Source organism: Pseudomonas sp. AP42, assembly GCF_001728935.1.
GTDB classification, from domain to species: Bacteria; Pseudomonadota; Gammaproteobacteria; order Pseudomonadales; family Pseudomonadaceae; genus Aquipseudomonas; species Aquipseudomonas lactis.
In genome coordinates this window covers 54,878-77,187 of the sequence record NZ_LYSO01000017.1, presented here as the reverse complement: position 1 = coordinate 77,187, position 22,310 = coordinate 54,878, and the positions used below count along the sequence as shown (strand labels likewise).

Below are 22,310 nucleotides of genomic sequence, written 5' to 3'. Positions count from 1 at the left end.
ATGCCTGCCGATGCTTGAACACTACGTCAAAAAAATCCTCACCTCGCGCGTTTACGACATCGCCGTGGAAACCCCCTTGCAGACTGCCCGCCAGCTCTCCGAGCGGCTGGGTAACAAGATTTGGCTCAAGCGCGAAGACTTGCAGCCGGTGTTCTCGTTCAAGATTCGCGGCGCCTACAACAAGCTGACCCAGCTCAGTGCCGAAGAACGTGCGCGCGGCGTCGTCACTGCGTCGGCCGGCAACCATGCCCAGGGCCTGGCCCTGGCGGCCAAGGTGCTGGGGGTGAAAGCCACCATCGTGATGCCCAAGACCACCCCAGAGATCAAGGTCGAAGGCGTGCGCTCCCGTGGCGGCAAAGTGGTGCTGCACGGTGATTCCTTCCCGGAAGCCCTGGCCTACTCGCTCAAGCTGGTCGACGAAAAAGGCTACGTGTACATCCACCCCTACGATGATCCGCACACCATTGCCGGGCAGGGCACCGTGGCGATGGAAATCCTGCGCCAGCACCCAGGGCCGCTGGACGCGATTTTCGTACCGGTGGGCGGCGGCGGCCTGATCGCCGGGATTGCGGCGTATGTGAAATACCTGCGCCCGGAGATCAAGATCATCGGCGTGGAGCCGGACGACTCCAACTGCCTGCAAGCTGCCATGGCGGCGGGCGAGCGCGTGGTATTGCCCACCGTTGGCATCTTTGCCGACGGCGTGGCGGTGGCGCAGATCGGCCAGCACACCTTCGACATTTGCAAAGACTACGTGGATGAAGTGATCACCGTCAGCACCGATGAAATCTGCGCGGCGATCAAGGACATCTACGACGACACCCGCTCCATCACCGAGCCGGCCGGCGCGCTGGGCGTGGCCGGGATCAAAAAGTACGTCGAGACCCGCGGCGTCAGCGGCCAGGCCTTTGTCGCCATCGACTCGGGCGCCAACGTCAACTTCGACCGTTTGCGCCACGTGGCCGAGCGCGCCGAACTGGGTGAAGGCCGTGAAGCCATCATCGCGGTGACGATCCCTGAGCGGCCGGGCAGCTTCAAGGCCTTCTGCGAAGCGGTGGGCAAACGCCAGATCACCGAATTCAATTACCGCTACCACTCTGGCAGCGAAGCGCACATTTTCGTCGGCGTGCAGACCCACCCGGAGAACGACCCGCGCAGCGCGTTGGTGGCCAGCCTGACCAGCCAGGGTTTCCCGGTGCTGGACCTCACCGAGAACGAACTGGCCAAGTTGCACATCCGCCATATGGTCGGCGGGCATGCGGCCAAAGTCAGCGACGAGCTGGTGTTTCGCTTCGAATTCCCGGAGCGGCCGGGGGCGTTGTTCAACTTCCTCCACAAGCTCGGCGGGCGCTGGAACATCTCGATGTTCCACTATCGCAACCACGGCGCGGCAGACGGCCGTGTGGTTGCCGGGCTGCAAGTACCGGCGGACGAGCGCCACCTGGTGCCTGCCGCGTTGGCGCAAATCGGCTACCCGTACTGGGATGAAAGCGAAAACCCGGCTTACCAGCTGTTCCTCGGTTGAGCGACTACGCTGACTGAGCGGCCTATAAGGAATAGAGACCATGGAAACGCTGACCACCCTCAAGGTGATCCACATCACCGCCACGGTATTGCTGCTGCTCAGCGGCCTGGGCCTGGCGGTATTGGCCTGGCGTAAACGCAGCGCTGGCCCGGCCGCGACCGTGCAACGCCCCTGGGTATTTGTATGGCTGCTGATGGGCATTTGCTTGGTGAGCATGCCGTTCACCGGCTGGTGGCTGGTGCACCTGCTCGGCTGGCCATTGGGGCAAACCTGGATCTTGGGCTCCAGCATCCTCTACACCGTGGCGGCGCTGGCGTGGTTCTGGCTGGTGGCGCGGCTCAATCGGCTGCGCAAGGGCGAGGGCGGGAGCCTGAATTTCACCTTGGTGCTGGCGGTGGTCAGCCTGGTGGGGTTTGTGGCGATTGCAGGGCTTATGGGTGCCAAGCCTGTTTGATTCCCTGTAGGAGCGAGCTTGCTCGCGAAAAACTCAAGGGCGCCGCGTTCATTCAGGATGCGCGCGTCATCGTTGACGATTTTCGCGAGCAAGCTCGCTCCTACAGGTGAAGCCGGTCAGCTACGCAGTGTAATCACCGGCCAGCCACGCTTTTCAGCCTCAGCGCGCAAATTCGGATCCGGATCCACTGCCACCGGGTGAGTCACCTGCTCCAACAACGGCAAATCATTCATCGAATCGCTGTAGAAGTAGCTGTCTTGCAGGCTATGCCCGGTTTCTTCCAACCAGCGGTTCAAACGTGTCACCTTGCCCTCGCGAAAGCACGGCACATCAGTGCTGCGCCCGGTATAGCGGCCGTCCACCATTTCGCACTCGGTGGCGATCAAGGTCTCGACACCCAGGCGTGCGGCAATCGGCGCGGTGACGAAGCGGTTGGTGGCGGTGATGATCACCAGCTTGTCACCGGCGGCTCGGTGCTTGGCCAGCAGTTCGACGGCCTTGGGGAGCAGGATGGGCTCGATGCAGTCGCGCATGTAGTCGTTGTGCCACGCGTCCAGCTGGGCCATCTCGGTGCGGCCGAGGATTTCCAGGCAGAAGTTCAAGTAGGCGGCGTTATCCAACTGGCCGGCCAGGTAGTCCTGGTAGAACGCGTCATTGCGGGCCTTGTAGGCCACCGGGTCGAGAAAACCGCGTTCACACAGGTAATCGCCCCAGGCGTGATCGCTGTCACCGCCCAGAAGGGTATTGTCCAAGTCGAATAAAGCCAGGCGCATTGCAGTTACTCGCTGAAAAGTCTGTAAAAAGGCGTCCAGAATACGGTCTTTTCACAAGAGTGCACATAAGGTAAGAAGCCTCGTTGCCGCTGGAACAACCTTTGTGGAACAATGCGGCGACATGCGTTTGCGAGGTTGTTGCCGTGATCGACCCCGATGGTTTCCGTCCTAATGTCGGCATTATTCTGACGAATGATGCCGGACAGGTGCTATGGGCTCGCCGAATCAACCAAGATGCCTGGCAGTTTCCTCAAGGTGGAATCAACCCCGACGAAACCCCTGAAGACGCCTTGTACCGTGAGTTGAACGAAGAAGTCGGCCTTGAGCGCGAAGATGTGCAAATTCTGGCCTGTACCCGTGGCTGGTTGCGCTATCGTTTGCCGCAACGCCTGGTGCGTACCCACAGCCAACCGCTGTGCATCGGCCAGAAGCAGAAATGGTTTCTTTTGCGCCTGATCTCCAACGAGCAGCGGGTGCGGATGGATTTGACCGGTAAACCGGAGTTCGATGGCTGGCGCTGGGTCAGCTATTGGTATCCGTTGGGCCAGGTGGTGACATTCAAGCGCGAGGTTTATCGTCGCGCTCTCAAAGAGCTTGCCCCGCGCCTTTTAGCGCGCGACTGACGACGGAGTTCGACCCCGAGCCATGCTCAATACGCTGCGCAAGATCGTCCAGGAAGTTAACTCCGCCAAGGATCTCAAGGCGGCGTTGGGGATTATTGTGTTGCGCGTCAAGGAAGCCATGGGCAGCCAGGTCTGCTCGGTTTACCTGCTGGACCCCGAGACCAACCGTTTTGTGCTGATGGCCACGGAGGGCTTGAACAAGCGCTCCATCGGCAAGGTCAGCATGGCGCCCAATGAAGGTCTGGTGGGCCTGGTGGGGACGCGTGAAGAACCCCTGAACCTCGAGAACGCGGCCGATCACCCGCGTTATCGCTACTTTGCCGAAACCGGTGAAGAGCGCTACGCCTCGTTCCTCGGTGCGCCGATCATTCACCACCGCCGCGTTGTCGGCGTGTTGGTCATCCAGCAAAAAGAGCGTCGCCAGTTCGACGAAGGCGAAGAAGCCTTCCTGGTGACCATGAGCGCGCAACTGGCCGGGGTTATCGCCCACGCCGAAGCGACCGGCTCGATTCGCGGCCTAGGGCGCCAGGGCAAGGGTATCCAGGAAGCCAAGTTCGTCGGCGTACCGGGTTCGCCAGGCGCCGCGGTGGGTACCGCGGTGGTCATGCTGCCGCCCGCCGACCTTGATGTGGTGCCGGACAAGAGCGTCAGTGACATCGACGCCGAGATCAAACTGTTCAAGACCGCCCTCGAAGGCGTGCGCGCCGACATGCGCAACCTGTCGACCAAGCTGGCCACCCAACTGCGCCCCGAAGAGCGTGCGCTGTTCGACGTGTACCAGATGATGCTCGACGACGCGTCCCTGGGTAACGAAGTCAAGACCGTGATCAAGACCGGCCAGTGGGCCCAGGGCGCGTTGCGCCAGGTGGTCACCGATCACGTCAACCGTTTCGAAATGATGGACGATGCCTACCTGCGCGAGCGGGCATCGGATGTGCGCGACCTGGGTCGCCGCCTGTTGGCGTACCTGCAGGAAGACCGCAGCACCAACATGGTCTTCCCCGATAACACCATTTTGGTCAGTGAAGAATTGACCGCCACCCAGCTTGGCGAAGTGCCTGAAGGCAAGCTGGTGGGCCTGGTCTCGGTATTGGGTTCGGGTAACTCCCACGTGGCGATCCTGGCCCGGGCCATGGGTATCCCGACGGTGATGGGCCTGGTGGACCTGCCGTATTCCAAGGTCGATGGCATCGACATGATCGTCGACGGGCATCGCGGCGAGGTATTCACCAACCCCAGCGACGTGCTGCGCAAGCAATACGCCGAGGTGGTGGAAGAAGAGAAGCAACTGGCCCAGGGCCTGGATTCGCTGCGCGAGCTGCCGTGTGTGACCCCCGATGGCCACCGGGTACCGCTGTTGGTCAACACCGGCCTGCTGGCGGATGTAGCCCGTGCGCAACAGCGCGGCGCCGAAGGGGTGGGGCTGTACCGCACCGAAGTGCCGTTCATGATCAACCAGCGTTTCCCGAGCGAGAAGGAGCAGCTGGCGATTTATCGCGAGCAACTGCAAGCCTTCCACCCGTTACCGGTGACGATGCGCAGCCTGGATATTGGCGGCGATAAGTCACTGTCCTATTTCCCGATCAAGGAAGACAACCCCTTCCTTGGCTGGCGCGGTATTCGCGTTACCCTCGACCATCCCGAAATCTTCCTCGTCCAGACCCGCGCCATGCTCAAGGCCAGCGAGGGCTTGAACAACCTGCGCATCCTGCTGCCGATGATCTCCGGCACCCATGAACTGGAAGAAGCCCTGCACCTGATCCACCGCGCCTGGGGCGAAGTACGCGACGAAGGCGCCGATGTGCCGATGCCGCCGATTGGGGTGATGATCGAAATCCCGGCGGCGGTGTACCAGGCCAAGGAACTGGCGCGGCAGGTGGACTTCCTGTCGGTAGGCTCCAACGACCTGACCCAGTACCTGCTGGCCGTGGACCGTAACAACCCACGGGTGGCCGACCTCTACGACTACCTGCACCCGGCGGTGCTGCAAGCGCTGCAACACGTGGTGCGCGACGCCCATGCCGAAGGCAAACCGGTGAGTATCTGCGGCGAAATGGCCGGCGACCCGGCGGCGGCGGTGCTGTTGATGGCGATGGGTTTTGACAGCCTGTCGATGAACGCCACCAACTTGCCGAAAGTGAAGTGGATGCTGCGCCAGGTGGACTTGAGCAGGGCCAAGGATTTGCTCGCCGAGTTGATGACCATCGACAACCCGCAAGTTATCCACAGCTCGCTGCAACTGGCGTTGAAGAACCTGGGGCTGACCCGGATGATCAACCCGGCCTCGGCCAAAACCCTCTAAACCGAGGCGCCTTCATCGCAGGCAAGCCAGCTCCCACAGGGAACCGCATTCCAAATGTGGGAGCTGGCTTGCCTGCGATGACGTCAGCCCAAGCGCCGTCAGATTTTCAGTTCGACCTCACCCAGCCGCCCTCCATGGGGGCCAAAGCTACGCTCCAGCATCCGTCGCGTCCCATCGGCATTCACAATCAGCGCCGTGCTCGCCCGTGTCCCGTAACTGGGGCTGGCGATAAACACGCTCGACAGCAGGCTTTCTGTCGCCAGGCCTACGCCGGTGTCCGGCAGCTCAGCAAACGGCGCGATCTGCGGGTCGCTCAGAATCTCCAGCAGCGCCTCCGGCTCGGGGTTCTCCAGTACTGCGCTGAACGCTGCCTTGGCCTTTAGCAACTTCGGCCAGGGCGTATCCAGCCCGGCATTGGATAACCCATACACCCCAGCCTTCAACCGCGTCGGTTCGGTGTCCTTGGCGTTGTAGTGCCACAGCTCATCCCGCGTGCCCACCAGCAGGTTGAACCCGGCGTATTCAATCGAGCGTCCATTCACATCGGCCAAATAATCGTCGATCGGCAGCGAACCACTGAGAAACCGCGCAACCAGTTCGCCGCGAGACTTGCGTGCCGGTGGCTGGTGCGGGTCGCGAATATTGGTCAAGGCGGCAAAGCGCCCATCCGCGTTCACCCCCAGCCAGGTGCCCCCGGCCTCCTGATCACGACCGGCGTAGACCCGGGGCGCATCCGCCCACTGGGCCAAGGGCAGGCTGGGGCGGGCGTAGAACTCATCGCGGTTGGCCGCGACGATCAGTGGTTGGGCATGGCCCGGTCGCCAGGCGAAAATAATCAGGCACATCGGGTGACCCCTTTTGTGTTTTTGCCACTCTACCCACAGACGCGCAGGTGTTCCATCGTCTCGAAGTTGGGCCGTGCACCTCTGATCCGTTAACATGCCGGGCTGTTTGGTGTGTATGTGAACTTCTTAATTTGATCTCGCAGCTGTAACGCAGGCTTAATCGCACATCGGCATGGTCCGGTGCGTCATGACTAAATGTTTTAACGAGGAGTCGCAATGCTGCCTTACCCGCAGATCGACCCGGTGGCCCTGGCCATCGGTCCGCTGAAAATCCATTGGTACGGGTTGATGTACCTGATCGGCATCGGCGGTGCCTGGCTGCTGGCTTCCCGGCGCCTGAACCGTTTCGACCCGACCTGGACCAAGGAGAAGCTCTCCGACATGGTGTTCTGGATGTCGATGGGCGTGATCGTCGGCGGGCGCCTGGGGTATGTGCTGTTCTACGACCTGTCTGCGTATCTCGCCAACCCGACCCTGATCTTCGAAGTGTGGAAGGGCGGCATGGCGTTCCACGGCGGGTTTATCGGCGTGATGATTGCCGCCTGGTGGTTTGGCCGGCGCAATGGCAAGTCGTTCTTCCAGCTGATGGACTTCGTCGCCCCCTTCGTGCCGATCGGCCTGGGTGCCGGGCGCATTGGTAACTTTATCAACGCCGAGCTGTGGGGCAAGCCGACCGACGTGCCGTGGGCGATGGTGTTCCCGCCGTTCAGCGACCCGGCGCAACTGCCGCGCCACCCGTCGCAGCTGTACCAGTTCGCGTTGGAAGGTGTGGCACTGTTCCTTATTCTCTACATCTTCTCGCGCAAGCCACGCCCAACCATGGCCGTGTCGGGCATGTTCGCGCTGTTCTACGGGATTTTCCGCTTTATCGTCGAATTCGTACGGGTGCCGGATGCGCAGTTGGGCTACCTGGCGTGGGGCTGGCTGACCATGGGTCAGGTGCTTAGCCTGCCGATGATCCTGGCGGGCCTGGGCATGCTGTGGTGGGCGTACAATCGCCCGCAGCCGCTGAAGAACGCCGCGCTTTAAATTCGAATGCCAAGACCAGGAGGTCTTGGCTTCAACGATACGGGTAAAAACATGAAGCAATATCTCGAACTGCTGCAGGACGTCGTGACCAATGGCCTGACCAAGGGCGACCGCACGGGCACCGGCACCAAGGCTGTGTTTGCGCGTCAGTATCGGCATAACCTGGCCGACGGCTTCCCGCTGCTGACCACCAAGAAGCTGCACTTCAAAAGCATCGCCAACGAACTGATCTGGATGTTGAGCGGCAACACCAACATCAAATGGCTCAACGAAAATGGCGTGAAGATCTGGGACGAATGGGCCACCGAAGACGGCGACCTGGGCCCGGTCTACGGCGAGCAGTGGACCGCCTGGCCGACCAAGGACGGCGGCACGATCAACCAGATCGACTATATGGTGCACACGCTCAAGACCAACCCCAATAGCCGCCGCATCCTGTTCCACGGCTGGAACGTCGAATACCTGCCGGACGAAACCCAGAGCCCGCAGGAAAACGCGCGTAACGGCAAGCAAGCCCTGCCACCGTGCCATTTGCTGTACCAGGCGTTCGTGCATGACGGCCATCTGTCGATGCAGTTGTATATCCGCAGCTCCGACGTGTTCCTGGGCCTGCCGTACAACACCGCCGCGCTGGCGTTGCTGACCCACATGCTGGCCCAGCAATGCGACCTGATCCCCCACGAGATCATCGTCACCACCGGCGACACCCACGCCTACAGCAACCACATGGAGCAGATCCAGACCCAGTTGGCGCGCACGCCGAAAAAACTGCCCGAGCTGGTGATCAAGCGTAAGCCTGCGTCGATCTACGACTACAAGTTCGAAGACTTTGAAATCGTGGGTTACGACGCCGACCCAAGCATCAAGGCCGACGTGGCTATCTAAAGCCTTACTCGGTGAGAAACTGTGGGAGCTGGCTTGCCTGCGATGGCGGAGTGTCAGGCGACATCAATGTTGCTGGCACACCGCTATCGCAGGCAAGCCAGCTCCCACATGGGTTCGGTGTTCGCTTGTGTTAGTGGCGGTGGCTTCTGCCCACATGCGAGGGCTCGGCCTCGCTGGCCGCAATCCCTCCGCTGACTTCCAACTGCTGCAAGATCCCGCACTGGTTCCCACCGCCGCAACGTTGGCGCAGGTCCAGCAGTTGCTCCTGCAAGGCCAACAACCCGTCGATCCGCGCTTTCACATGGTGGATATGCTCGTCGATCAAGGCATTCACGCTTTCGCACTGGTCCTGGGGACTGTCGCGCAGCCCCAGCAGGCTGCGGATTTCTTCGAGGGTCATGTCCAGGCTGCGGCAGTTGCGGATAAAAGTCAGCCGCTCGGTGTGCGCCTGGGTGTACACGCGGTAGTTGCCGTCGGTGCGGGCCGGGGGTGGCAGCAGGTTTTCCTTCTCGTAATAACGGATGGTTTCCACCGGGCAATCGGTGAGTTTGGCCAGTTCGCCGATCTTCATCGCAGCAATCTCCAAATGGGTGCTTGACCCTATAGTGGCTACAGGGTCTTTACTTGGCAACAGGCACCTTTACGGACGCGACCTGATGAGCCACTCCATTCATACCCCGCACAAGCACGACCACAAGCACGATCACGATCACGATCACGATCACGATCACGCTCATGGCCACGGCCATGATCACAAACATGACCATGCGCCCGCCAAACTCACGTCTGTGGATAACCACGGCCATTCCGGCTCCTGCTGCTCCGGCGCTGCCGGGCCTGCCATCGTGACCCTGAGCGAGGCGCCCACCGCCGGCTCGCGCCTGAGCACCTTCCGCATCGAAGCCATGGACTGCCCCACCGAGCAGACGCTGATCCAGAACAAGCTGGGCAAGCTCGCTGGCGTGCAGCAACTGGAATTCAACCTGATCAACCGCATCCTCGGCGTCACCCATGACCTGCCGAACACCGCGCCGATCATCGAAGCAATCAAGTCCATCGGCATGCAGGCCGACCCTATCGAAGAAGGCAGCCCCGCCGCCGCGCCGCCCGCCAAGAAGCATTGGTGGCCGTTGGCGGTGTCGGGCGTGGGTGCCCTGGGTGCCGAGGTGTTGCATTTCACCGGCGTGGCGCCCACCTGGGTAATCGCGCTGGTGGCGCTGGTGTCGATCCTCAGCGGCGGCCTTACTACCTACAAGAAGGGCTGGATTGCCCTGAAGAACTTCAACCTCAATATCAATGCCTTGATGAGTATCGCGGTGACGGGCGCGATCCTGATTGGCCAGTGGCCGGAAGCGGCGATGGTGATGTTCCTGTTCACCGTGGCCGAGTTGATCGAGGCCAAATCTCTGGACCGGGCGCGCAACGCCATCAGCGGCCTGATGCAGATGACCCCCGAACAGGCCACGGTGCGCCAGGCCGACGGTTCCTGGTTGGAACAAGAGGTCAAAAGCATTGATCTTGGCGCGATTGTCCGAGTAAAACCCGGCGAGCGCATCGGCCTCGACGGTGAAGTCACGGCCGGCCAGTCCACCATCGACCAGGCGCCGATCACCGGGGAAAGCCTGCCGATCGAAAAAACCGTGGGCGATAAAGTCTTTGCCGGCACCATCAACCAGGCCGGTTCCCTGGAGTACAAGGTCACCGCAGCGGCGAACAATTCGACCCTGGCGCGAATTATCCACGCCGTGGAACAGGCCCAAGGCGCACGCGCACCGACCCAGCGCTTTGTCGACAGTTTCTCCAAGGTCTACACCCCGGCTGTCTTCCTGTTTGCTCTCGGTGTGGCGGTGATCCCGCCGCTGTTCATGGCGGGCGTGTGGTTTGACTGGATCTACCGCGCCCTCGTGCTGCTGGTGGTGGCCTGCCCTTGTGCCTTGGTGATCTCCACCCCGGTGACCATTGTCAGCGGCCTGGCGGCGGCGGCGCGCAAAGGCATCCTGATCAAAGGCGGCGTGTACCTGGAGGGCGGCTACAAGCTCGACTACCTGGCCCTCGACAAGACCGGCACCATCACCCACGGCAAACCGGTGCAAACCGATTACCTGCCGCTGTTCCCGAATATCGAAGACAGCGCGCCGGCCCTGGCGGCCAGCTTGGCATCGCGTTCCGATCACCCGGTGTCACTGGCGATCGCCAACGCGGCTGTGGATAAAAACTTGTCGACTCACGCTGTGGATAACTTCGAGGCCCTGGCCGGGCGCGGTGTGCGGGGTGATATCAACGGCCAGACCTATCACCTGGGTAACCACCGCCTGGTGGAAGACCTCGGCCTGTGTTCCGAGGCCCTGGAAGAAAAACTCTTCGCCCTGGAAAAACAAGGCAAGTCCGTGGTGCTGCTGCTGGACAAGTCCGGCCCGCTGGCGCTGTTTGCCGTGGCCGACACGGTCAAGGAGAGCAGCCGCGAAGCCATTCAGCAGTTGCACGACCTGGGCATCAAGACCCTGATGCTCACCGGCGACAACACCCACACTGCCAAGGCCATTGCGGCCCAGGTCGGTATCGACCAGGCCCAGGGCGACCTGTTGCCCACCGACAAGCTGCAAGCCATCGAAACCCTCTACGGCCAGGGCCATCGGGTGGGCATGGTCGGTGACGGTATCAACGACGCCCCGGCCCTGGCCCGTGCCGAGATCGGCTTTGCCATGGCCGCAGCGGGCACCGACACCGCCATCGAGACCGCCGACGTGGCGCTGATGGACGATGATTTGCGTAAGATTCCGGCTTTCATTCGGTTGTCGCGGCAAACGTCGAGTATCCTCAAGCAGAACATCGCCCTGGCGCTGGTGATCAAGGCGATCTTCCTGGCCGTTACGTTCATGGGCATGGCGACCATGTGGATGGCGGTCTTCGCCGACATGGGCGTGAGCCTGCTGGTGGTGTTCAATGGCCTGCGCCTGGTGCGCAAATAGCGGATGAGAGGGTGGTGTGCTGAGTGCTGAGTTAAAGGCGTTTTTCATGGTCGCCCGCCTGGGCAGCATTACCCAGGCGGCGAAGAAACTCGGCTTGAGCCAGCCCACGGTGACCACCCAGATTCGCAACCTGGAAAGCCAGTATGGTGTCGAGTTGTTCTACCGTGGCGGCCGCCGTCTCACCGTCAGCGACGAAGGCGCGCGGCTATTGCCGATGGTCAAGGCGCTGTTGCAGCAGGAAGCGGATATCGAGTTTTTCCTGCGCAACAACGGCCAGGTCCAGGGCGCGTTGAGGATTGCCGCGACGGCGCCGTATTACATCCTGGATCTGGTCAAAGCCTTTCGCGAGCGCCTGCCCCAGGTGGAAGTCTCGGTGGAAATCGGCAACTCCCAGCAGGTGCTTGAGGCGCTGGACGATTACCGCGTCGATGTCGCGGCCTCATCACAATTGCTGGAAGATGCCCGGCTGATCCGCCGCGTGCTGGGCACGGACCCGCTGGTGCTGGCGGTGCACCGCAATCACCCGTTGGCCAAGCTTGATCACGTACCGTTGAGCGCGCTTATCGGGCACACCTTGCTGATGCGTGAAGCGGGCTCCACCACCCGCCGGCTGACGGAAGAGATGTTGAAGAACGCTGGCGTGGGGTACGGGCCGTTGCTGGAGATTGGCAGCCGTGAGTCGATTCGCGAGGCGGTGCTGCGCAATATCGGCATCAGCATCATCGCTCGCCAGGAAGTGCCCCATGACCCGCAATTGCGTGTGCTGACCATCGAGAATGCACCGCAGATTCCGGAGTACCTGTATTGCCTCAAGGAGCGCAAAGGGGCGCGGTTGCCGGCGGCGTTTCTTGGCTTGGCTAAGGAAATGTCACCCCTCTGAATTTTTCGCTGGCTTTGAGGGCCTCTTAGCGAGCAAGCCCGCTCCCACATTTGATCGCGTTTCAACATGAGAATGCGGTCAGCCTGTGGGAGCGGGCTTGCTCGCGAAGGCGGTAGACCAGGCAGCTCATTACCATGAGTCCTACACAAATCCACCAATACCACTATCACCTCCTTTTGCCTTTCTGCCACACCCGCTACGCATTCCCTCCCTAGCATGGCCTTCATCCGTTCGATGAGGTGCCATCATGCACACAGCCCTGACCCAACCCGGCGCACCGATGAAAGTGCGCGCAATCCAGAAGCGCTTTGGCGCGTTCACCGCGCTGGACAACGTCTCCCTGGACGTCGCCGCTGGCGAGCTGGTGTGCCTGCTGGGCCCTTCCGGCTGCGGCAAGACCACACTGCTGCGTTGCATCGCCGGCCTGGAGCGCCAGGACAGCGGTGAGCTCTACCTGGGCGAACGGGACGTGTCCCTGCTGCCACCCCAGGCGCGGGACTACGGCATCCTGTTCCAGTCCTACGCGTTGTTTCCCAACCTCAGCGTTGAAGCGAACATCGGCTATGGCCTCACCGGCAGCGGCCGCGATGAAGTGCGCAAGCGGGTCGCGCAGATGCTTGAGCTGGTGGGCCTGGTGGGCAGCGAAAAGAAGTACCCCGGCCAACTCTCCGGCGGCCAGCAACAGCGCGTCGCCCTGGCCCGCGCACTGGCGCCGGCGCCGTCGTTATTGTTATTGGATGAGCCGATGTCGGCCCTCGATGCCCGGGTGCGCGAGCACCTGTGCACCGAACTTCGCCAACTGCAGCGACGCCTTGGCATCACCACCTTGATGGTGACCCACAACCAGGACGAAGCCATGTTGATGGCCGACCGTATCGCCGTGATGAACAACGGCAAGGTCGAGCAGTACGCCACGCCCCAGGAAATCTACGACCGCCCGGCCACGCCGTTCGTGGCGGAGTTTGTCGGCCAGGGCAACTGGTTGCCGTTCAGCCGTAACAGCGCCAGCCATGCCCAGGTGGGTGGGTTGAACATGCGCCTGGCTGAGGACGCGGGTGTCGCCCAGTCCGGCCGCTTGTTCTGCCGCCCGGAAGCCATTTGCGTCAACCCGCCGGTGCATGAAGAAAACCTGTTCCCGGCCAAAGTTCGCGAGATCACCTTCCTCGGCAACCGCTGCCGCATGAGCTTTGAACTGGAGCAGTTGCCAGGCCATCCGTTGCTGGCTGAACTGGCGCCGGAAGCCATGCCGCGCCTGGGCGCCCAGGACATCTGGGTGGCGTTGCCGCCGCGCAGCCTGCAGGTGTTTGCCTGAGATGGGGGCTGTGATGACATTGCCGGTACCGCGACAGGTGTCCCGCGCCGAGTGGGGCGACCGCCTCTTTGTGGTCGGCGGCAAATGGCTCTGGCTGGGCCTGTTGGTGGTGGCGGTGCTGTTGCCGCTGTTGGCGATCTTCTGGCGCGGCTTCAGCAGCGAAGCCGGGCAGGGCGGTGGCCTGGTGGCCGCGCGCGAACTGCTGAGCAGCGCCAACTTCCACTGGTTGCTGGGCAATAGCCTGAAAGTTTCCCTCAGTGTGGCGGCCATCGTCGTGCCGCTGGCCTACTTGTTTGCCTATGCCCTGCAACGCACGCTGATCCCCGGCAAGTCCATCTGGCGCGGCTTGTCATTGCTGCCATTGATGGCGCCGTCGATGCTGCCGGGCATTGCCCTGGTTTATCTGTTCGGCAACCAGGGCCTGCTGCGGGGTTTGTTCTCGGAGAATATCTACGGGTTCTGGGGCATTGTCCTCGGCGAGGTGATCTACACCTTTCCCCATGCCTTGATGATTTTGCTGTCGGCGTTGTCCCTGGCGGATGCGCGCTTGTTCGACGCCGCTTCGAGCATGGGCGCCAGCCCGGCCCGGGCGTTTCGCAGCATTACCTGGCCGGCCACGCGCCAGGCGGTGTTCGCCGCGTTTTGCCTGGTGTTCACCTTGACCATCACCGACTTCGGGGTACCGGTGGTGGTGGGCGGCGATTACCAGGTGCTGGCGCTGGAGGCCTACAAGGCCGTGGTGGGCCAGCAACAGTTCGGTCGCGGCGCGTTGATCGGCATGGTGTTGCTGCTGCCGGCGCTGTTCAGCTTTGGCGTGGATGCCTGGTTGCGCCGTCGGCATGGCGACGCGATGAGCGGCCGCGCCCAGGTGTTCCAGCCAGCGCCATCGCGGCTGCGCGACGGGTGCTACCTGGCCCTCGTGCTGCTGATTTGCGCGGCGTTGCTGCTGGTGTTCGGCATGGCGGTGTACTCCTCGCTGGTGAAATTCTGGCCGTACAACCTGTCGCTGTCGCTCAACCACTACCAGTTCGAAGACACCGCTGGCGGTGGCTGGCTGGCCTATCGCAACAGCCTCACCATGGCGTTGTGCACGGCGTTGATCGGCAGCGTGCTGATCTTCACTGGCGCTTACCTGATGGAAAAGACCAAGGGCCAGAAGAACCTCAACCTGGCACTGCGCATGCTCAGCTTCGTGCCGATGGCCGTGCCGGGCCTGGTCCTGGGGCTGGGCTACGTGTTCTTCTTCAACCTCAACGGCAACCCGCTGCATGTGTTGTACGGCAGCATGGCGTTGCTGGTGGTGTGCACCATTGCGCATTACCTGACCACCGCGCAGATGACCGCGACCACCGCCTTGCGCCAGTTGGACGCCGAGTTCGAAGCCGCCGCGCTGTCCCTCAAGGCGCCGTTGTATCGCCATTATCTGCGCGTCACGGTGCCGATCTGCCTGCCGGCGCTGCTGGACATCCTGCGCTACCTGTTTGTGTCGGCGATGACCACCGTGTCCGCCGCGATCTTCCTCTACAGCCCCGACACCATCCTCGCCGCTGTCGCCGTGCTGAACATGGACGACGCCGGCAATGTGGGCGGCGCGGCGGCCATGTCGACCCTGATCCTGTTCACCTCGGCCAGCGTCTCGCTGCTGCTGGCGTGGGCCTCACGTGGCGCGCTGCGCCGCTCCCAAGCCTGGCGCCAGCGCGCACCCGGCCAATAAAACATCCCTGAAGGAGGTGCTCCATGTTCAAGCCCCTGGCGCTGGTCGCTGCAGTTCTCACGGCATTCAGCCTGAATGCTTTGGCCAAGACCGAATTGACGGTGTACACGGCCCTTGAAGCCGAGCAATTGAAGACCTACAAAAAAGCCTTCGAACAGGCCAACCCCGACGTCGAGATCAAGTGGGTGCGCGACTCCACCGGCATCATTACCGCCAAACTGCTGGCTGAGAAAGACCGCCCCCAGGCTGACGTGGTGTGGGGCCTGGCCGCCTCCAGCCTGGCGATCCTCGATCAGCAAGGCATGCTCGACAACTACGCGCCCAAGGATCTGGACAAGATCGGCAAAAACTACCGCGACGCCGCCAACCCTCCGGCCTGGGTCGGCATGGACGTGTGGGCCGCCACCATCTGCTTCAACACCGTCGAAGCCGAGAAGCAGGGCCTCACCAAACCGGTGAGCTGGCAGGACCTGACCAAGCCTGAGTACAAGGGCAAGATTGTGATGCCCAACCCGGCGTCGTCGGGCACTGGTTTCCTGGATGTCAGCGCCTGGCTCCAGACCTTCGGCGAGAAGCAAGGCTGGCAGTACATGGACGACTTGCACCAGAACATCGGCCAGTACGTTCACTCCGGCTCCAAGCCGTGCAAGCTGGCGGCCTCCGGTGAATTCCCGATTGGCATTTCCTTCGAATACCCGGCGGTTCAACTCAAGCGCCAGGGCGCGCCGCTGGACATCATCCTACCCAAGGAAGGCCTGGGCTGGGACATCGAAGCCACCGCGGTGATCAAAGGCACTGCCCATGCCGACGCGGCGAAAAAACTCGCTGACTTCTCCGCCAGCACCGCGGCGATGGACCTGTACAAGGACAACTTCGCCGTGCTCGCCCAACCGGGTATCGCCAAGCCGCAGACCGAATTGCCGGCGGACTATGAGCAACGATTGATCAAGAACGACTTTGTCTGGGCTTCCAAAAACCGTGACAGCATCCTGGCCGAATGGCGTAAGCGTTATGACGGTAAGTCGGAAAAACAATAACTTTTACCTCAACCTGTAGGAGCGAGCTTGCTCGCGAAAAACTAACAGGCGACGCGGGTGATCAGACACACCGCGTCATCGTTGGCGACCTTCGCGAGCAAGCTCGCTCCTGCAGAGGGCTGCATACTCCATGACAGATTTACTGATCGTCGGCGCCGGCATCCTCGGCCTCTCCCACGCCTATGCCGCCGCCAGGCGCGGCCTCAAGGTCAAGGTGTTCGAGCGCAGCGCCACGCCATTGGGCGCCTCAGTGCGCAACTTCGGCCAGGCCCTGGTCACCGGCCAACCACCAGGGCCCATGCTGGACCTGGCGCGGGAAAGCCGCGAAATCTGGGGCCAGTGGGCGCAAGCGGCGGGCCTGGCGCTCAAGCGCAATGGCTCCTACCTGTTCGCCCGCACCGAAGCCGAAGAGCATCTGCTCGAAGCCTTCTGCGCCGGGCGAGCGCGGGAGCACGGCTACAACGTCGAGCTGCTGCAAGGCGCTGTCATGAACGACCTGTACGCCGGCCAGTTCCGCCATCACCGCGCCGCGCTGCATGGCAAGGACGACCAGCAACTCTATTCCCGTGAGGCCATACCGGCGCTGATCCATTACCTGAGCCAGGCGCTGAACGTGGAGTTTCATTTCTCCACCCTGGTGCGCGAGGTTGAGCCGGGCCAGTTGCACAGCACGGCGGGCAGCTTTCGCGGCGAGCAGATCATCGTCTGCTCCGGCCACGATTATCAGACCCTGCTGGCCGACGCCATCGCCGCGCTCAACCCGCAAACCTGTCGCCTGCAAATGCTGCGCGCCCGGCCGGTGCTCAACCTGAACCTGCAACATGCCTTGCTCACCGGCTTGAGCTGCGTGCACTACGGCGCCTTCGCCGACCTGCCGGAAGCGGCCGCGGTGCAGGCGCAGATCCTGCGGGAAACGCCGTACCTGCACGAGCACGGCATTCACCTGTTGATCAGCCCTACGCCCCATGGTGAGTTGATCATCGGTGACTCCCACCATTACGACAGCGATCCGTCGCCCTTCAACGCCGAGCAGGTGGATGACTGGCTGATCGAACTGGCGCAGCAGACCCTGGGTTGCAAGGTCCAGGTGGTGGAGCGTTGGCAGGGTGTCTACGGTTCGCGCGGGCCTGGGCCGTTTTCGTTTGTGCAGGCGGCACCCGGCGTCAGCGCTGCCTTGATGCACACCGGCGTAGGGATGAGCGTGGGGCCGGCGATGGCCGAGCGTAATATCAGCACACTGTGGGGCACGACGCGATGAGCCCGGAGCAGGCGATTGCCCAGGTGTTTGGCTTGTACGAGCAGCATGGCACGGCTGACTACATCGGCGAGCCGGTGTCGCAAATCGAGCACATGTCCCAGGCCGCACAATTGGCCATGGCCGAAGGGTTTGACGACGAGGTGGTGCTGGCGGCGTTCTTCCACGACATCGGCCACCTCTGCGGCCAGGGCGGCGCGAACATGGGCGGTTATGGTGTGGTCAGCCACGAGCGGCTGGGCGCCGATTACCTGCGCCGCGCAGGCTTCAGCGAACGCCTGGCCAAATTGGTGGAATACCACGTGCAGGCCAAGCGCTACCTGACCTTCAGCCAGCCGGATTATTACGCACGCTTGAGCCAAGCCAGCCGTCGCACCTTGGGTTATCAGGGCGGCGTCATGAGCGCCGAAGAGGTCAGGGCTTTTGAACAGGACTCGCTATATGCCGTGAGTTTGCGTATGCGCCACTGGGACGAGCAGGCCAAGCAAACGCAGGTGCCGGTGTTGGATCTGCAACTGCTCAAAGCCATGGCCGTCCGACTACTGGCCGCGTAGACGGGCCTTACACACATCGCAGATACGCCGCCTGGAGCCTCGATAGCCGCCGCACTAAGGTGCTTGCTTCTTAGCAAGGGAGCAACGCAGATGCGCTATTTGAAGGTGGTTGCACAGGATCAAACGGGAGATGGCCGAGCGAATACGGTGCGTCTTCAGTTCTACCAAGGTACGCCCTGCAATCAGGACGAGTTGCTCAATGAGGCCGTAGCCTATGACTTCACCTCAGACGCAAAGGTCGATTACAGCAGGGGAGACGTTACCCATGACGGTCAGGAAAGCAGTCTTGATCGAGCGTTGCTGGATCAATTTGCCAATGCCTATTTGAAGATCAACTGGATGAATCGCGGCGCCAGTAGCCGGCTTTACATGAAGATCTTTTCCGAAGACTTCTATAAAGACGGCACCCCCGACACCGTGCGCCTGCACTTACACAAAGGCCCCGGGCTGCTGAGTTCGGACGCTCAGGTATCTTGGAGCGCCGCCTATGATTTTGATAACAACGGTGAACTTGAGTGGAACATTCACGCCGACATCAACTGCGATGGCGTCATCGATGAAGTTGATAAGCACTTGGTCCAGCAATTGGCTGAGCTTTATTTGAAGTTCAATTGGCACACACCTGAGCCCTTCGATGCCAAGGTGGTGGATATTCAGGCACATTGATCAGTAAGCAAAAGACCACACCGTTTGACGCTGCTTACTGAGCATTCAAGGCATGAGCCCCGGTTCATTCAGTTGCACCGACAATGCCTCGACCTGCTCCTGACGTTCGGCCTGGCTCAGTTTGGCGTGGGGGTTGAGGGACGACCATTGCGGATAGGCGCGGGCCTTGTGCAAAGCGTCCGGCAGCTTGCCTTCGCGCCAGGTTTTGTCCTGGGGCGTATCGACCTTGATGCTGTGCATCGCCGCATGCCCGCGCAGGTTCAGGGCCTTGAGCAGTTGGCGTTGGCGCAGGGCGAGCAGGCGCAGCACGCTGTCATCGACGGTGAGTTCGCGTTGGCCCTTGATCTTGCCCATCAGGCGGCTGCCATAGCTGCGTGCGGTTTGCAGCGCACCGCCGGCAATCGCGCCGGCCAGGGCAGCAGCGCCCAGTGTCAGGCCACCGACCAGCAGATCCACGCCCGCACCGGCGGCCGCACCGGCGGCGATCCCGCCACCCACGCGCACGCCCAGTTGCTTGAGAGTTTCGGGGTTGAACAGGTCGTCGCCCCAGCGCCCGTCCAGCAACGGCAAGTCGCTGGCGGCGGCGTCCTGTGGGCGGAAGCCGAACAGTTTGAGCAGGGCTTCGACGCACTTTTGTTCGCGCTGGCGCACGGCCTTGCGTAAATCACTGATGGCCTGGGGCTCATCCTCGGTGGTGACGCTGCGGCGGCAGGCGGCGCAGTCGATCAGCAACTCGGCGATCAGCCGTGCTGCGCTTTGCTGGCGAGCCTGGCGCTGGGCTTCTTGATCAAGGATCAGGCGTTCCAGCTGGGGGCGGGCGTTTTCCAGCAGCAGGGCCAGGCTTTCATACAGCCGACGTTCGCCGTCTTCGGGCGGTGCCACGCTGTCGAAACGCACCAGCGCATGCAGGCCGAGGCGGGCCAAGGCTTCGCGCCAGTCTGGTTCGCGGTGGTCGCTGCTGCTGACAAAATTGAGCACCGGCAACAACGGCTTGCCGCAACTGGCCAGCACTTGCAGCTCGTCGCGGTACTTGGCCAGCACCGGCTCCCGAGCGTCGATCACGTATAGGCCGGCATCCGAGGCCAGTAATTGGCGCAACACCTTGGCTTCCTGTTCGAAACGCTGGCGCGCCTCGCTGCCTTCCAGGAAACGCGCCAGCCGCGCAGGGCCATCCAGGCGTTCGCCGGGGCGGTCGAGGCGTTCCAGGTAATCGAGCAGGGCGATGGCGTCTTCCAGGCCGGGCGTGTCGTACAGCTCCAGCAAGGCTTCGCCATCTACCGATAGGCGCGCACCTTCCACGTGCCGCGTGGTACTGGGGCGATGGGACACTTCGCCAAAGCCGACATCGCGGGTGAGGGTGCGCAGCAGTGAGGTTTTGCCCACGTTGGTGTGGCCGACCACGGCGAGTTTCAGCGGTTTAGTCATGACCGGTCTCCAGCCAGCTTAACGGCGCGCAATCGGCAAACGACAGCTCAAGCTGTTGCAGCGCGGCATGCCAGTCGCCCAGGCGCTCGGCGTCCAGCGCCTGGCCCGGTGGCGCCTGCAGCAGCCATACGCGGGTGTCGGTGGCGCTGCGTGCCAGCTCGGCGATCAGCGCCAGGCTGCCACGGTCGGGGGAGCGGCGCGGGTCACAGGCGATGGCCAGGCGCGCGGGGGGGAAACGGCTGAGTTGTTCCAGCAGCTTGTTGCGTGATTCGCGGCTGTCGAGGATGCCGGCGTTCTTGACGTTGGCGGGCAGTTTGGGCGGCCAAGGGTGTTGGTCATCGAGTTCGATGGCGACCAGCAACGCACCGTCGCTCTCCAGCTCGCTCACGCCGCCGCTGACCTGGTGCAGGTGCTCGGGCGCCACATCGTTGACCCCAAGGCGCTCGCTGCTGGGCATCAGGCGTTCGCGCAGTTGGGCGTAGCCGGGCAGGTTGAGGTCCAAGCGCAACGCTGCGCGCCCGCGTTTCCATCGCCACAGGCACAGCAGGGCGAGGATCAGCCGCGGCAACAGGCCGTAGACCAGCAACACGCCCACCAGCCAGGCGGCCCAGGCCTGGCGGGCGCTTTCGATATTCAGCGCGGAGTCGCCGCTGGCGCGGATCATCTCCACGGTTGGCACATTGAAACCCAGCAGAGCCGGGAGTGTGCCGAGGGCCTGGGTCACGGCGACAAACGTATCGGCGCCGAGAATGGTGGTTTCCCACACAAATCCGTAGCGGCGCGTGGCGAGCAGGGTCAGCAGGATCACCAGGGCGCTGAGCAAGGCCAGCAACCACAAGCTGTTGACCAGCACACCCACCGCCCAGCGATTGAGTTTTTGCCGTTGCAGCAACAGCAATAACGCTGGGGCCAGTTGCGCGGCCTTGGCGTCGCGCGCCAGTTTCTCGCTGAGCCACAACCACAGTCGGCCGAGACTGGCGCTGTGTTCACCGGCAAACAGCAGGCCCAGGGCCCAACTGACCAGCAAAATCAGGTTCAGGCCGAGCAGGCTGCCCAAGGCCCAGAACACATTCACCGGGGCCAAGCCATTGCCCAGCGCCGCGAACGCCAAACCGGCGCCGCTGATGACGGCGACCACCGCCAGTAACACCAGGGCCAGGCGTGCGCCTTGCAGCCAGCGGCTGAGCGCGGCGGTCAAACCATCGCGTTCGGCCAGGTGCAGCGCACGCTGCTGGATGCGCGTGGGCAGGTCGCCCCCGGCGGTGCGGGCCAAGCGGTTGGCTTCCAGGTCTTCCAGGGGGCCGGCGTGTTCTTCGCGCAGGCGCACGGTTTCTGTCAGCCAAAGTCTGTGCAGCGGGTTCAGTGCAGTCACGCGCCGTCCTGTCGTGTTGATGAGGTTGGAGCATAACCGCTGGCTCGCCGCTCTGGTATTCTCGTCGCCATGAAAAAAACTCTCCCTTTAAGCCTGATCGCAGCCCTCGGTGAAAACCGTGTGATCGGCGTCGACAACAGCATGCCCTGGCATTTGCCGGGGGATTTCAAATATTTCAAGGCCACCACGCTCGGCAAGCCGATCATCATGGGGCGCAAGACCTGGGATTCCCTGGGCCGACCGCTGCCAGGGCGTTTGAACCTGGTGGTCAGCCGTCAGACCGATCTTGTGCTGGAAGGTGCGCAAGTGTTTCCGTCATTGGAGGCTGCGGTAGAACGCGCTGAGGAATGGGCCAAGGCGCAAGGCGTGGACGAACTGATGCTGATCGGCGGCGCGCAGTTGTATGCGCAGGGGCTGGAACAGGCCGATCGCTTGTACCTGACCCGCGTAGCGCTGAGCCCGGAAGGGGATGCTTGGTTTCCAGAGTTTGATAGGAACCAGTGGAAGCTGGTGTCGAATGTCGAGAATCCAGCCGAAGGTGATAAGCCGGCCTACAGCTTCGAAGTGTGGGAGCGCAACTAGTGTAGGAGCGAGCTTGCTCGCGAAGATCGTCAACGATGACGCGGGCATTCTGAATGAGCGCGGCGCTCTCAGGTTCTTCGCGAGCAAGCTCGCTCCTACAGTTGATTG

The 22,310-nt window shown here is 62.3% G+C and carries 20 protein-coding genes and 1 pseudogene; 16 read left to right on the top strand and 5 right to left on the bottom strand.

What is annotated here, in order from left to right:
- Positions 1-10 precede the first annotated feature (10 nt).
- Both ilvA and A7K61_RS09440 read left to right on the top strand, forming a co-directional pair.
- Positions 11-1,525: a threonine ammonia-lyase, biosynthetic gene (gene ilvA, locus A7K61_RS09445; RefSeq protein ID WP_032894657.1), complete on the top strand. Its 1,515-nt coding sequence runs from the start codon at positions 11-13 to the stop codon at positions 1,523-1,525.
- 40 nt (positions 1,526-1,565) lie between these two features.
- Positions 1,566-1,979: a DUF2269 family protein gene (locus A7K61_RS09440; protein ID WP_032894658.1), complete on the top strand. Its 414-nt coding sequence runs from the start codon at positions 1,566-1,568 to the stop codon at positions 1,977-1,979.
- A gap of 116 nt (positions 1,980-2,095) precedes the next feature.
- On the opposite strand, the gene A7K61_RS09435 is transcribed toward A7K61_RS09440, so the two are convergent.
- A complete protein-coding gene (locus A7K61_RS09435) occupies positions 2,096-2,752 on the bottom strand; it encodes an HAD family phosphatase (RefSeq protein WP_069557468.1) in 657 nt (218 codons plus the stop codon).
- A 143-nt stretch (positions 2,753-2,895) separates the two neighbouring features.
- Between A7K61_RS09435 and A7K61_RS09430 the strand changes: the two genes are divergently transcribed.
- The gene (locus tag A7K61_RS09430) at positions 2,896-3,375 is read left to right on the top strand and encodes an RNA pyrophosphohydrolase (RefSeq protein WP_003176750.1); all 480 of its coding nucleotides are present in this window, start codon (positions 2,896-2,898) and stop codon (positions 3,373-3,375) included.
- A gap of 22 nt (positions 3,376-3,397) precedes the next feature.
- Entirely contained in the window at positions 3,398-5,677 is a 2,280-nt protein-coding gene (ptsP, locus tag A7K61_RS09425; RefSeq protein ID WP_069557467.1) for a phosphoenolpyruvate--protein phosphotransferase, read from the top strand.
- 98 nt (positions 5,678-5,775) lie between these two features.
- Here ptsP and A7K61_RS09420 read toward each other — a convergent pair whose 3' ends face one another.
- Positions 5,776-6,522 (bottom strand): NRDE family protein, encoded by a 747-nt coding sequence (locus A7K61_RS09420; protein ID WP_044269649.1) that lies wholly within the window; start codon positions 6,520-6,522, stop codon positions 5,776-5,778.
- A 216-nt stretch (positions 6,523-6,738) separates the two neighbouring features.
- On the opposite strand from A7K61_RS09420, the gene lgt reads away from it, so the two are divergent.
- Positions 6,739-7,551, top strand: coding sequence for a prolipoprotein diacylglyceryl transferase (gene lgt, locus A7K61_RS09415; protein WP_003195189.1), 813 nt, complete (start codon positions 6,739-6,741; stop codon positions 7,549-7,551).
- Between the two features lie 51 nt (positions 7,552-7,602).
- Positions 7,603-8,436: a thymidylate synthase gene (locus A7K61_RS09410; RefSeq protein WP_014720362.1), complete on the top strand. Its 834-nt coding sequence runs from the start codon at positions 7,603-7,605 to the stop codon at positions 8,434-8,436.
- 130 nt (positions 8,437-8,566) lie between these two features.
- Here A7K61_RS09410 and cadR read toward each other — a convergent pair whose 3' ends face one another.
- Positions 8,567-9,007: a Cd(II)/Pb(II)-responsive transcriptional regulator gene (cadR, locus tag A7K61_RS09405; RefSeq protein ID WP_069557466.1), complete on the bottom strand. Its 441-nt coding sequence runs from the start codon at positions 9,005-9,007 to the stop codon at positions 8,567-8,569.
- A gap of 85 nt (positions 9,008-9,092) precedes the next feature.
- On the opposite strand from cadR, the gene A7K61_RS09395 reads away from it, so the two are divergent.
- The 8 genes from A7K61_RS09395 (at position 9,093) to A7K61_RS09360 (ending at position 18,823) form a co-directional block, all read left to right on the top strand.
- Positions 9,093-11,405, top strand: coding sequence for a heavy metal translocating P-type ATPase (locus A7K61_RS09395; protein WP_083263069.1), 2,313 nt, complete (start codon positions 9,093-9,095; stop codon positions 11,403-11,405).
- A gap of 16 nt (positions 11,406-11,421) precedes the next feature.
- Complete coding sequence (locus A7K61_RS09390) at positions 11,422-12,285, top strand: LysR family transcriptional regulator (RefSeq protein ID WP_047712015.1); 864 nt, start codon at positions 11,422-11,424, stop codon at positions 12,283-12,285.
- A gap of 247 nt (positions 12,286-12,532) precedes the next feature.
- A complete protein-coding gene (locus A7K61_RS09385) occupies positions 12,533-13,597 on the top strand; it encodes a putative 2-aminoethylphosphonate ABC transporter ATP-binding protein (RefSeq protein WP_003195180.1) in 1,065 nt (354 codons plus the stop codon).
- 1 nt (position 13,598) lies between these two features.
- A complete protein-coding gene (locus A7K61_RS09380) occupies positions 13,599-15,311 on the top strand; it encodes a putative 2-aminoethylphosphonate ABC transporter permease subunit (protein WP_069557464.1) in 1,713 nt (570 codons plus the stop codon).
- 23 nt (positions 15,312-15,334) lie between these two features.
- A complete protein-coding gene (locus tag A7K61_RS09375; protein WP_032894665.1) occupies positions 15,335-16,348 on the top strand; it encodes a putative 2-aminoethylphosphonate ABC transporter substrate-binding protein in 1,014 nt (337 codons plus the stop codon).
- Between the two features lie 130 nt (positions 16,349-16,478).
- The gene (locus A7K61_RS09370) at positions 16,479-17,606 is read left to right on the top strand and encodes a TIGR03364 family FAD-dependent oxidoreductase (RefSeq protein ID WP_069557463.1); all 1,128 of its coding nucleotides are present in this window, start codon (positions 16,479-16,481) and stop codon (positions 17,604-17,606) included.
- Positions 17,603-18,157, top strand: a complete 555-nt coding sequence (locus A7K61_RS09365; protein ID WP_069557462.1) for a phosphonate degradation HD-domain oxygenase — start codon at positions 17,603-17,605, stop codon at positions 18,155-18,157. The genes A7K61_RS09370 and A7K61_RS09365 overlap by 4 nt, the downstream gene beginning before the upstream one ends.
- Positions 18,158-18,247: 90 nt before the next feature.
- Entirely contained in the window at positions 18,248-18,823 is a 576-nt protein-coding gene (locus A7K61_RS09360) for a hypothetical protein (protein WP_069557461.1), read from the top strand.
- A 45-nt stretch (positions 18,824-18,868) separates the two neighbouring features.
- Here the strand turns inward: A7K61_RS09360 and A7K61_RS09355 are convergent, their stop codons facing one another.
- Positions 18,869-20,248: a DUF3482 domain-containing protein gene (locus tag A7K61_RS09355; protein WP_047712010.1), complete on the bottom strand. Its 1,380-nt coding sequence runs from the start codon at positions 20,246-20,248 to the stop codon at positions 18,869-18,871.
- A complete protein-coding gene (locus A7K61_RS09350; RefSeq protein WP_047712009.1) occupies positions 20,241-21,620 on the bottom strand; it encodes a DUF2868 domain-containing protein in 1,380 nt (459 codons plus the stop codon). Before A7K61_RS09350 ends, A7K61_RS09355 begins: the two co-directional genes overlap by 8 nt.
- 69 nt (positions 21,621-21,689) lie before the next feature.
- Here A7K61_RS09350 and A7K61_RS09345 point away from each other — a divergent pair, with 69 nt between their 5' ends.
- Both A7K61_RS09345 and A7K61_RS34190 read left to right on the top strand, forming a co-directional pair.
- A complete protein-coding gene (locus tag A7K61_RS09345; protein WP_047712008.1) occupies positions 21,690-22,202 on the top strand; it encodes a dihydrofolate reductase in 513 nt (170 codons plus the stop codon).
- Positions 22,203-22,215: 13 nt separating this feature from the next.
- Positions 22,216-22,305 (top strand): annotated as a pseudogene (locus tag A7K61_RS34190) (outer membrane lipoprotein carrier protein LolA); the annotation flags it as partial.
- Between the last annotated feature and the right edge of the window lie 5 nt (positions 22,306-22,310).

Coding starts and splice junctions, on each gene's coding strand:
- ilvA (WP_032894657.1), top strand. CDS start 11: ATGCTTGAACACTACGTCAAAAAAATCCTCACCTCGCGCGTTTACGAC.
- A7K61_RS09440 (WP_032894658.1), top strand. CDS start 1,566: ATGGAAACGCTGACCACCCTCAAGGTGATCCACATCACCGCCACGGTA.
- A7K61_RS09435 (WP_069557468.1), bottom strand. CDS start 2,752: ATGCGCCTGGCTTTATTCGACTTGGACAATACCCTTCTGGGCGGTGAC.
- ptsP (WP_069557467.1), top strand. CDS start 3,398: ATGCTCAATACGCTGCGCAAGATCGTCCAGGAAGTTAACTCCGCCAAG.
- A7K61_RS09420 (WP_044269649.1), bottom strand. CDS start 6,522: ATGTGCCTGATTATTTTCGCCTGGCGACCGGGCCATGCCCAACCACTG.
- lgt (WP_003195189.1), top strand. CDS start 6,739: ATGCTGCCTTACCCGCAGATCGACCCGGTGGCCCTGGCCATCGGTCCG.
- A7K61_RS09410 (WP_014720362.1), top strand. CDS start 7,603: ATGAAGCAATATCTCGAACTGCTGCAGGACGTCGTGACCAATGGCCTG.
- cadR (WP_069557466.1), bottom strand. CDS start 9,007: ATGAAGATCGGCGAACTGGCCAAACTCACCGATTGCCCGGTGGAAACC.
- A7K61_RS09395 (WP_083263069.1), top strand. CDS start 9,093: ATGAGCCACTCCATTCATACCCCGCACAAGCACGACCACAAGCACGAT.
- A7K61_RS09385 (WP_003195180.1), top strand. CDS start 12,533: ATGCACACAGCCCTGACCCAACCCGGCGCACCGATGAAAGTGCGCGCA.
- A7K61_RS09380 (WP_069557464.1), top strand. CDS start 13,599: ATGGGGGCTGTGATGACATTGCCGGTACCGCGACAGGTGTCCCGCGCC.
- A7K61_RS09375 (WP_032894665.1), top strand. CDS start 15,335: ATGTTCAAGCCCCTGGCGCTGGTCGCTGCAGTTCTCACGGCATTCAGC.
- A7K61_RS09370 (WP_069557463.1), top strand. CDS start 16,479: ATGACAGATTTACTGATCGTCGGCGCCGGCATCCTCGGCCTCTCCCAC.
- A7K61_RS09365 (WP_069557462.1), top strand. CDS start 17,603: ATGAGCCCGGAGCAGGCGATTGCCCAGGTGTTTGGCTTGTACGAGCAG.
- A7K61_RS09360 (WP_069557461.1), top strand. CDS start 18,248: ATGCGCTATTTGAAGGTGGTTGCACAGGATCAAACGGGAGATGGCCGA.
- A7K61_RS09355 (WP_047712010.1), bottom strand. CDS start 20,248: ATGACTAAACCGCTGAAACTCGCCGTGGTCGGCCACACCAACGTGGGC.
- A7K61_RS09345 (WP_047712008.1), top strand. CDS start 21,690: ATGAAAAAAACTCTCCCTTTAAGCCTGATCGCAGCCCTCGGTGAAAAC.